The sequence below is a fragment of the Acinetobacter sp. YH12102 genome (genome assembly GCF_013419125.1).
Taxonomy (GTDB): Bacteria; Pseudomonadota; Gammaproteobacteria; order Pseudomonadales; family Moraxellaceae; genus Acinetobacter; species Acinetobacter pseudolwoffii.
The window spans coordinates 1-10,756 of record NZ_VPAS01000027.1 but is presented as its reverse complement, the minus strand read 5'-3'; the positions used below and the strand labels follow the sequence as shown (position 1 = coordinate 10,756).

Sequence of the window (10,756 nt, the reverse complement as noted above, 5' to 3'; positions counted from 1 at the left end):
CGATACAGATAAGACCATCGTCCATTCACTTTTACATAGGTTTCATCAATATGCCACGAGCTCAGATCTGTAGGATTACGCCAATACCAGCGTAAACGTTTTTCTATTTCAGGAGCATAACGTTGAACCCAACGGTAAATAGTCGTGTGATCAACATTCACACCCCGTTCGGCCAGCATTTCCTGCAGTTCACGATAGCTAATGCCATATTTACAATACCAGCGCACAGCCCAAAGAATGATTTCGCCCTGAAAATGCCGACCATGGAAAGGATTCATATGCTGCACCTTTAGCTAAAACAGTCTTCAGCTTACCATTCGTGGTTATTTGCAACAGTGCCGTAATTCCACCCAGGAAGAATGCCAAGCCCTGGAAAGATTCTAAAATCAGTTCAATAGAACGAAATGAGTTACTTCAAACGGTTAAGCATTTAGGCAGAACCCTATGGAAAAAATGGTCGGGCTATCACCGTCGCAGTTTGGTGGAAACCAAGATGCATTGCATCAAATTATTAGGAGATAAGCTGACGGCAAGACATTTTCAAAGTCAGGTCAATGAAGTTCATGCGCGTGTGGCAGTTCTGAATAGATTTACGGAATTAGGTAGACCTCACACCCAAGTTGTCACTTAAATTTGAATGGATTGGGGAAAACTCAGCTTTTGAATGTTTATGCAACAAAGCCGGTTTTAGTTATAAACTTATTCATTCAGGAATTATATTGCTGAATGAATAAGTCTAATTGATTTATTTATGCAACCCAACTATTCATTTGATTCATTTGATTCATTTGATTCATTTGATTCATTTGATTCATTTGATTCATTTGATTCATTTGATTCATTATTTTTAACTTGTTTTTGTTTAGAATTTTCAACTTTAGAAGCTTTTAAATTCTTTTCAAGAAATAACAAGCCGCCATCTGCATAACTAAAACTTGCGATACTAAAGAATGCACTAATTAACAGTAATTTAGTACAAAATTTATTTTTGAATAGCATGTTTATTTACTCTCATTTAATACTTGTTAGATATTCTAACTTTAAAGAATTAACACCCAGAGGACTCATAAATTACATTCTTGTAATTTTAAAATGTCTCAGGATGGTGTTTAAAGTGCGTGTGATAAATAGAAGTGTAATACAGGAAAATGGTAAGGTTTATCAGCCTAGTCATCTGTCCATTATGTAGAAAGAGCAGCACTTTAATGTTTATGCTGTTCCAATGTATTACATTCCTTACTTTCTATTTGTAACGTAATTTCAGTAATACTATGATTATGTTTTAGAACGTCTAAGGCCTTTTGATAGAGCTGATCTGGATCGCTATTAGGAGCAACCAAATGAGCAGTTAAATGAATGTTTTTTGAAGATATAGCCCAGACTTTCAACTGATGAATCCCTTCAACACCCTCTAGCATCAATAAATCATTTCTTAACGACTCAATATCAATCTCATCAGGAACCCCTTCAAGCAAAATATGGATACTTTGTTTTAATAAAACCCAAGTTCGAGGTAAAACCCAGAAGCCAATTAACACAGCGATTACGGTATCTACCCACATCCACTGGGTAAAATAAATGACCACTCCTCCGATAATCACGCCTATCGATCCCAGTGCATCACTAAGGACTTCTAAATATGCGCCTTTCACATTTAGACTTTCTTGAGCACTCGCAGAAAGGATTTTCATTGAAATCAAATTTATGACCAAACCAATGACTGCGACAATCATCATTCCAACACTTTGAATTTCAGCAGGATGCGTAAAGCGTTGGTAAGCTTCATAGACAATATATATCGCCACCACAAAAAGCATCACTGCATTAAACAGAGCCGCTAAAATTTCGAATCGCTGATAGCCAAAAGTTCTTTTATCATCTGCGGCTTTTTTACCAATTTTGATAGCAGCAAGAGCAATAGCTAATGCGGCTACATCAGTAAACATGTGAGCGGCATCAGACAGTAATGCTAAACTTTGGGTAATAAAAGCAGCGACAACTTCTACTATTAAGAAAGTAGTCGTTAAACCCAAAGCAAACATTAATTTCTTACTATTTCCTTCAGTAACAACCGCATGGCTATGATCATGATGTTCTGACATAAAATTTTCCTTATTCAATCCATGATTAGCAGAGATACTTGAGACAGACCCAATATCTCTGCTAAAAATTGCTTAATCTAATGGATTAAGAAGCTTTCTTTTCATTCATCCACCGGTACAGTACAGGCAATAAAACCAATGTAAGCAGGGTAGAGGAGATAATTCCTCCAATGACTACAGTCGCTAAAGGTCTCTGTACCTCTGCCCCAGTACCGGTTGCCAAAGCCATCGGAACAAACCCAAGGGAAGCAACACAAGCGGTCATTAACACAGGTCTTAAACGCAATATTGCACCTTGCCACGTTGCATAATAAAGGTCATATTGCTGTCGCAGCTCTTTGATAAAGGTAAGCATCACTAAGCCATTCAGTACAGCCACCCCCGATAGTGCAATGAAGCCAACGCCTGCTGACATGGATAATGGAATGTCACGCAACCACAACGCGATTAAGCCTCCACTCAAGGCAAACGGTACACCACTAAAGACCAGTAAGCTTTCTTTGATGTTGTGAAATACAGCCATCAATAGAATAAAGATCGTCAACAATGCGAGCGGAACCACCAATTGCATACGCGCTTTTGCAGACATCAGATTTTGAAATTGACCGCCATAATCTATCCAATAACCGCTTGGTAATTCCTGTTTGGATAACGTGCTCTGAAGCTCTGTTACGAATGAGCCTAAATCACGTCCTTCTACATTTGCAGTAATAACCACTCGACGTTTACCATTTTCACGGCTGACCTGATTAATACCCAGGATATTTTCAACGCGTGCCACATCTTGCAGTTGGACTAAGCCACCATTCGGCAATTGAACAGGAAGTAGCGCTAACTGTTCAGGACTACGTTGGGAGTCATCTAGACGAATCACAAAATCAAAACGCTTGTCTCCCTGTAAAATGGTTCCAACATTTTGACCACCGACACTTGTCGCCACCAGATCCTGAATTGCTCTTACCGACAAGCCGTATTGTGCTGCTCTGGACTTATCAACTTCTACATTCAACAAGGGTAAGCCGCTGGTTTGCTCTACATTAACGGCTGTCGCGCCTGAAATTGATTTAATTTTCTGAGAAATCTTATTCGCTTCACGATTCAGAATTTCCATATCATCGCCAAATAACTTGACACCCACATCACTTCGCACCCCTGAAATCAACTCGTTAAAACGCAGTTCAATGGGTTGCGAGAACTCACTGTTATTTCCCGGCAATGTCGCTAAGAAAGTAATCATTCTTTGGCGAAGCTCATCAATCGTTTGTTTTGGATCAGGCCATTCATCATGAGGTTTTAACAGTACCACGCCATCTGAAATGTTGGGTGGCATGACATCTGTGGCCACTTCTGCTGTACCGGTACGGGCAAAGATTGCTTTAATTTCAGGAAATTCTTTCAACAGTAACTTTTCAGTATTTTCCTGCATTCTCAGTGACTGTTCTAACCCTGTACTTGGGGAACGCATTTGCTGAACAGCAAAATCACCTTCACCCAGTTGAGGTGCAAACTCGCTACCTGTTTGAGTAGCTAGCACACCCGTAAGCACTAAAATACAGGCAGCCACAATAGTCACAAATAAACGAAGCTCATAGGCTCTATCTAAAAGCAATTCATATTTGGTTTTAAGCCAATGCATCCAGCGACTTTCGGTTTCCTTGACTTCTCCAGTGACAAATAGGGCAACTGCGGCTGGCACAAAAGTGACAGATAAAATCATGGCCCCAATTAAAGCCAGTACAACCGTCATTGCCATAGGATGGAAAAGTTTGGCTTCTACACCCGTCAGGGTAAAGATAGGTAGATAAACTACCAAAATAATTAACTGTCCAAAGATGAGAGGACGACGCGCCTGTTTTGCAGCCAAGAAGACTTCTTTAAATCTTTCAGAACGGCTAAGTAAACCACCTTTCAGCTTCTGAGCTTCTGCTAGCCGACGGATACAGTTTTCTACAATAACCACTGCACCATCAATAATAATACCGAAGTCCAGTGCCCCTAAACTCATCAGATTTGCACTAATCTTCTGCTCTGCCATTCCCGTCAAGGTAAACAGCATTGACAGTGGAATAACGCAAGCCGTGATCAGCGCAGCACGGAAATTACCTAGAAAGAGAAATAAAATAACAATGACGAGGATTGCACCCTCAATCAAATTTTTCTGAACGGTTTTGATCGCCCGATCAACCAAATGCGTACGGTCATACACAGTCTCAATCACCACACCTTTAGGTAGCGATTGCTGGATCGATTGCACCTTTTCATCAATGGCTTGAGCAACGGTACGGCTATTTTCTCCCATCATCATCATGGCAATACCCAATACAGTTTCTTCACCATTATAGGTTGCAGCCCCTGTTCTTAAGTCATGACCAATTGAGACATTGGCGACATCTGCCACCCGAATAGGATAGCCGTTTTTATTGGTAATACTGATGTTCTGGATATCTTCAATCGTGTTTAAAGTGCCGGGAACACGAACCGTTAGCTGTTGTCCATTTTTCTCAATATAGCCAGCACCACGGTTTTCATTATTCTCTGTTAAGGCAGTTTGTAAATCAGACAAAGGAATTTGCAATTGTTGCAATCGGTTCAGATCAGGGGCAACCACATAGGTTTTATTAAAGCCACCGATACTGTTGATCTCCGCAACGCCTTTTACGCGCTGTAATTGCGGTCTTACAATCCAATCCTGAATTTCACGTAAATCCATCGCCGAATAAGGGGTTCCATCCGGCTTTTTAGCATTTGGTTCGGCTTTAATCACCCATTGATAGATTTCACCTAAACCTGTCGAAATAGGCGACATGTTAGGTTGCACATCTTCAGGCATTTCTCCCATTGCTTCTTGCAAGCGCTGGTTGATAAGCTGTCTGGCCCAGTAAATATCCGTGCCATCTTCAAAAATGATGGTCACTTGCGATAAGCCGTAGCGTGAAATCGAACGGGTTTGTTCCATTTTCGGCATGCCTGACATGGCATTCTCAATTGGATAGGTAATCCGCTGTTCCATTTCCAAAGCCGTAAAGCCATTGGCTGAAGTGTTAATCTGCACCTGAGTATTGGTAATATCCGGTACAGCATCAATCGGTAACTTTTGATAACTATAAATACCAATAGCAATCCAGGCTGCAACAAACAGCATGACCCAGATTGCGTTATGAATAGAAAACTGGATCAGCCGATCAAACAGCCCTTCAGGTTTTACCGATTCGTGGTCTGGAATGTGAGGGCTTTTAGTGCTCATGTGAAGCCTCTCCTTTTTCCATCTCAGATTTCAGTAAGAAACTGCCTTGAGCGGCATATTTTTGTCCCTGATTAAGCCCATTTACCACTTCAATCCACTGGCTATCCCCAGACGATTGACCTAATTTCACCGGCTGCGGAGTGAATTCAACTTTTTGTCCATGCTGAGTGGCGACAAAAACCACATCTTTTCCATCGACATTCTGAACTGCGGACTTAAGTACCCGTAATGCGGTACTTTCACTGCGTTGTTGCAACTGTACGTTTACCATCAAGTTTGGACGTAATTCGGTTGCATTCGATTCAACTTTTGCTCGCACCTGAAGACGACCTGTTTGAATATCCGCTTCAGTATTTAAGGTTTGAATAACTGCCCTGTAGACCTTTTCAGTTTGCAAAGATTTAAATTCGATCTTTTGATTCGGGGCTAAGCCCACAATTTCAGAATTTGGAACAATAAATTCAAGCCAGAGCTGATCTAACCGGTCTATGGTAAAGAGTTGACTTGCTAACTGAACATTTTCTCCGAGCACCAAATCCTTTTTACTGATCACGCCGGAAATGGGGGCTTTCAAAATATAGCGCCCGTTACTGGTATTCACAGCACCAAACGCACTTAAACGTGATTGGGCCGATTGGACCTGAATTTGCGCCCGTTTATAGCTGTTGTAAGCACGTTGATAGTCCTGTTTTGCTGAAATACCCTGTGACCACAGCTGACGCTCACGCTCGAAGTCCTGTTTCGCCAGTTCAAGGTTGGTTTGTTCAATTTTTAGATTGGCCTGCTGATCGACTAAATCAGGAACAAGCAACGTGGCCAAAGACTGTCCTTTCTGAACTTTTTGGCCGAGTTCTACATAGACATTTTCGACATGACCACTAAAACTCGGAGAGACATGCGCTTGCTGGTCGGTATTCACGTTAAGTTTTGCTGGATAAGAACTTAATTTAACCACCGGACCTTGATCGACTGCTGATAACTGTATGCCTTGTTCAACCAGTTGCTTGGCCGTCAGGCTCACGCCTTCTGCATGCTCTTCGGTTTCACCGCCATGTTCCTCTTTGCCTTCTTCACTTCCATGTTCCTCTGCGCCTTCTTCCTCTGCATGTTCATCTGATGTTTCAGATTTATTCTTACCCGACAAGATCAAGAAAATACTGAGGAGTACGGTTGCGCCGATGACCAAACCAATCAGTAGAGGTTGAGAGATTTTTCCGCTCTGTTTTTTTAAGCTGTTTTTAAGATCGAACATGTTAATTTCCCCCACCAATGACAGGCATGGCCTGTATGTCTTGCCATAAGTTTTGATTGATTTGTGCAATAGCATCTTTCGACATGACTTCACTTGGGCTAATGCCTAAGCTCAAACTTTCTGCTTCAATGGCCTTTTGCCAGCCATCCCGTAACAACTGGACTTTACGCAGACGGATGTCTTGTAATTGAAGCGTGGCTTGCTGAACATCGGTTAAAGCAAACTTGCCTGCCAAGAAACCTTGTAGCGTCTTACTTTGAACTTGAGTCGCCAAAGGAATTTGAGTCTCGTCAACGACTTTGAATTGCAGCTCTAAACCCTGCAACTCGGTTAAAATTGTGCCTATTTGCAGCGCATTTTGCTTTAGATAAAACTCTTTCTGACGCTCTAATAAGTTCATTTTTTCTTGCGCGATTTTTATGCCATTTTGCTGACGATCGAAAATATTAAGCGGTACACTGACTCCGACTACTAATTGATTTTGTGTGGAGTTTTCCAAGGATTGGGTGCGGTTGACACCTAGGTTTAAAGTGGGGTTAGGACGTGCCTTTGCCCTTAGTTGATCAACCGTTGCTTGAGACTCTAATACCAGTAAAGCTCGATATTTCTCAACGTAGTTTTCCGCTAAATATTCTTGAACCTGCTGATGAGTCGATTTTGGCCAGAGCTTTTGTGAAGAGAGGTTTACCTGCAATGACTTATCAGAGGTTCCCCATAAATTTGATAATTGTTGGGTGGCCACTTGGACTTGTAAGTCGGCCTGTCTAAAAAGACGGATATTTTCAGCATGACTTAAATGTGCGCGATTCACATCTACTTGCGCGATACCGCCCGCAGTAAAGCGCTTCTCGATCGCTTTAAGGTTTTCTTCGCTCACCCGAAGTTGTTCATTGACAATGTTTCTTTCAAGTTCGGCAATGGCCAGTTGTGACCATACATATTTCACTGCAAGCTCAATTTGCGCTTGATAAATCTTCTGCTTCAGTGCTGTTTTATCTGTAGAGAGACTGGCTAATTTTTGGTTTGCTTTTCGCTCACCAAAAATATCCAAGGGTTGTGATATGCCAATGGTAAGCTCTTTTTCATTATTTGAACCAAATCCCGTTTGTTCAACTGACAGTTCAGGATTTTTAAACAGCTTACTTTGCTGAAGATTCGTGGCATTAATGCTGTTTTGCGTTTCCCAGAAATTTTGGGACGCTTGATACTGGTTGACCTGATCAATGGCTTGTCGCAGCGTTAAATCTTGAGGACTGGCGACTACAGAAGTACTCAAGCTGATCATTGCTGATAGCAAGACACCTGTACGGAATGCTGACCAGGATAAATTCAGGATAGAAGTATCCTGATATAATTTGTTTTTTGACATGAAATGCACCACACATAATGAGATTAGGAGTGGTGGGCTTTTATAAGACTACCCCACCAATAGTAGGGGCAAATCAGGAGGGGGTGTTAATTGATTCAGATAAGGGGATTTATAAAAAGTTCTTCCCAAATAAGATGGTGTAAGGACTGTCTCAAAATGAGTTTTAAGCTTCAAATCATCGGGAGGGTCAATCTGAATCACGATTGTATTTGAGAAATGACTGCACTTTTCGTTAAAACAAACCTTCTGACAATAGTCATAAATTTCTTTATAGTTTTCTAAGGAATAAAGTGCTTGACTAGGACTATCACTCTTTTCGTCTAAATCGATTGGATTAGAGAGTATTGAATTGGGTATGTTTGGCATTTCATGCAGACACGCAGCCTCTGCCACACTCCAAATATTCTGGAATGTGAATAAGAGTACCAATATCTGGATTAGAAATGTTTTTCTCTTCATACACAAATCTGTATTTAAAACACCAATAAGAAGCTGTCCAGATCTATCAAAGATCTGATCACAGAATTTGAGTAACCTTAAACTTTTTGCAGCCTTAAGTAAAGATATACAGAATTTTTGAAAAAAGCATAGGTCTAGATAATCAAGCTAGATTTTTTAGAACTCCACATTGGTCAATTGTACATAAGCCATCACAAGTACCTCTTAAATCAGATAATTGTTCAATAAGCTTTTGTTGCTTGATTATATTTTCTCTGATAGCACTGACATGTAAGTCAATTAATTCATTCACATCTGAACAATTTTTCTCAGGTTTGTCTTTATAGGTAAGTAATTGACGAATTTCATTCAAACTCATATTTAAAGTTCGGCAATTCAAAATAAACTTAATTCGCTCAACATAGCCTATATCGTAAAGGCGGTAATTTCCTTCCGTTCTTTCGGGTTCCGGAATTAAACCTTCCTTTTCATAAAACCTAATTGTTAATACTGAACATGAGGTTTTTTTAGAGAGTTCACCAATTTTTAAATGCATTGAGTTGGTATTTCCAAAAAATCTTGACTCTATAGTAACTATAGGGATTCTAATATTCAAAGTTTATAAATTTTTTTAATGGGTATAACTATGAGTGGTTGTGGATGTAGTAAAGAAACACCATGCGAAGATAAGAAATCTCAACAAGAAAATCATCCATCAATTGCAGAAGCAAGCAATTCAAAGAATTGTGATAATACGCCTAGCTGTTGTGGTGAAGAGGAAGAAGAAAAATCTTCATCTCCTTGCTGTAACACTTCAAACAGTTGTGAAGATACCGCTCAATCCTGTTGTGGTTCTGATCCCAAAGAAAATTTAAGCACTGAAAACGTTTTAAAAGATTCGCACTACATGAGTGAATACTTAGTTCCCAAAATGGATTGTTCTGCGGAAGAACAGATGGTTCGTATGGCGCTATCTTCAATTGATGGTGTTCAAAAACTCATCTTTGATTTACCTAACCGTTCTTTAAAGGTTCTACATAATCAAAAAGATGAAAATATAACCACCAAACTTGAAGGACTGGGTTTTGGGGCAAAGCTTGTGAAGACTGAAACTTATATAAGCAATCAACAGGCCAAGCAAACAAGTACCTACACCATTCCTAAAATGGATTGCTCTGCTGAAGAGCAAATGGTCCGTATGACTCTTGCAGATCTTGAAGCAGTTAAAGGTCTTACTTTTGATCTTCCCAATCGAAAACTGAAAGTCTTCCATAATGAAGGGATTCAGCAAATTACGGCCAAACTTGAAGGACTGGGTTTTGGGGCGAAACTTGATGAAACACAGCTTTCTTCAGGTGACCTACCCAATGAACCTGATCCTGTAAGACAAGCTAAAGTACTTAAACTGTTATTAGGCATTAATGCTCTACTGTTCTTTATAGAATTCATCAGCGGTATTATTGCTGCTTCTACAGGATTGATTGCTGATTCTCTAGATATGTTTGCCGATGCAGCCGTTTATGGTATTGCGCTATATGCCGTCGGAAAAGCTGCGAAATATCAAGTGAAAGCAGCCCATTTCGCAGGTTGGATTCAGTTATTACTTGCTGTCATCGTGATTATTGATGTCATTAGACGATTCATGTTTGGAAGCGAGCCAGAATCAACGCTCATGATTGTTATTGGCCTGCTCGCACTTATAGCTAACGTGACATGCTTATATCTTATTTCTGGTCATCGAGAAGATGGCGCACATATGAAAGCCAGTTGGATTTTCTCGGCGAATGACGTTGTGGTAAATATGGGCGTTATATTTGCCGGTGTACTCGTGGCGTGGACGGGATCAGCTTACCCAGACTTAATCATTGGCATCCTGGTTTCTTTATTCGTGCTTAATGGTGCTCGAAAGATTTTGGCTTTGAAGTAAGAGTATCGAAAATGAATCTATTTCAAGTTAAACAAAATCAGATCGTCAAAATTAGAGATCTCAAAAAAGGTAATCAATACAGTCATACCACTGATCCCATATTGGAACGGCTCCAACTATTAGGTTTTAGAGAGGGTGAAACTCTACAAGTACTCGCTAAAGGTGTTTTTGGCGGAGATCCTGTTTTAGTTCAAATTGGCTTTGTTGCACAAACCTATCTGTAAAGGCTTTTTCAGCGATATAATTTTCAAATGAAGAAGCCTACACACAAAATCTACCGCACAACCAATTGGCCCACATATAACCGAGCACTTATGAGTCGCGGAAATATTGCCATTTGGTTTGATCCTGCTACGCAATGGTATGCTCCATCAAAAGGCAAACAAGGGCGAAATCAAACCTACTCCGACGCAGCCATCCAATG

9 protein-coding genes and 3 pseudogenes are annotated in these 10,756 nt (G+C 40.4%); 4 read left to right on the top strand and 8 right to left on the bottom strand.

Translation table 11 applies throughout. The annotated features are described in order from the left end of the window. Positions 1-278 (bottom strand): IS6 family transposase (locus FTU42_RS14060; protein ID WP_153887805.1); only part of this gene is annotated, 278 nt, incomplete at its 3' end. Positions 279-337: 59 nt separating this feature from the next. Between FTU42_RS14060 and FTU42_RS14055 the strand changes: the two are divergent. Beyond that, positions 338-631: pseudogene (locus FTU42_RS14055) on the top strand (IS5/IS1182 family transposase); the annotation flags it as partial. A gap of 188 nt (positions 632-819) precedes the next feature. Here the strand turns inward: FTU42_RS14055 and FTU42_RS14050 are convergent. The 7 genes and pseudogenes from FTU42_RS14050 to cadR all read right to left on the bottom strand — a co-directional run. Next, positions 820-999, bottom strand: a pseudogene (locus tag FTU42_RS14050) (hypothetical protein); the annotation flags it as partial. Positions 1,000-1,202: 203 nt separating this feature from the next. Further along, positions 1,203-2,102 (bottom strand): cation diffusion facilitator family transporter, encoded by a 900-nt coding sequence (locus FTU42_RS14045; protein WP_004665978.1) that lies wholly within the window; start codon positions 2,100-2,102, stop codon positions 1,203-1,205. An 85-nt stretch (positions 2,103-2,187) separates the two neighbouring features. After that, complete coding sequence (locus tag FTU42_RS14040) at positions 2,188-5,346, bottom strand: efflux RND transporter permease subunit (RefSeq protein ID WP_180083626.1); 3,159 nt, start codon at positions 5,344-5,346, stop codon at positions 2,188-2,190. Continuing rightward, positions 5,336-6,598 (bottom strand): efflux RND transporter periplasmic adaptor subunit, encoded by a 1,263-nt coding sequence (locus FTU42_RS14035; RefSeq protein WP_167846499.1) that lies wholly within the window; start codon positions 6,596-6,598, stop codon positions 5,336-5,338. The genes FTU42_RS14040 and FTU42_RS14035 overlap by 11 nt, the downstream gene beginning before the upstream one ends. A 1-nt stretch (position 6,599) precedes the next feature. Continuing rightward, positions 6,600-7,967, bottom strand: a complete 1,368-nt coding sequence (locus FTU42_RS14030; protein ID WP_180083623.1) for a TolC family protein — start codon at positions 7,965-7,967, stop codon at positions 6,600-6,602. Positions 7,968-8,015: 48 nt separating this feature from the next. Further along, positions 8,016-8,426 carry a hypothetical protein gene (locus FTU42_RS14025; protein ID WP_025465702.1) on the bottom strand — a complete coding sequence of 137 codons (411 nt, stop codon included), beginning with the start codon at positions 8,424-8,426 and terminating at the stop codon, positions 8,016-8,018. A 142-nt stretch (positions 8,427-8,568) separates the two neighbouring features. Then, on the bottom strand, positions 8,569-8,961 hold the full coding sequence (gene cadR, locus FTU42_RS14020) for a Cd(II)/Pb(II)-responsive transcriptional regulator (protein ID WP_004733193.1): 393 nt from the start codon (positions 8,959-8,961) through the stop codon (positions 8,569-8,571). A 90-nt stretch (positions 8,962-9,051) separates the two neighbouring features. Between cadR and FTU42_RS14015 the strand changes: the two genes are divergently transcribed. The 3 genes and pseudogenes from FTU42_RS14015 to FTU42_RS14005 form a co-directional block, all read left to right on the top strand. Then, entirely contained in the window at positions 9,052-10,332 is a 1,281-nt protein-coding gene (locus tag FTU42_RS14015) for a cation transporter (RefSeq protein ID WP_180083620.1), read from the top strand. Between the two features lie 11 nt (positions 10,333-10,343). After that, complete coding sequence (locus tag FTU42_RS14010; protein ID WP_180083617.1) at positions 10,344-10,556, top strand: FeoA family protein; 213 nt, start codon at positions 10,344-10,346, stop codon at positions 10,554-10,556. A gap of 27 nt (positions 10,557-10,583) precedes the next feature. After that, positions 10,584-10,756 (top strand): annotated as a pseudogene (locus tag FTU42_RS14005) (IS5/IS1182 family transposase); the annotation flags it as partial.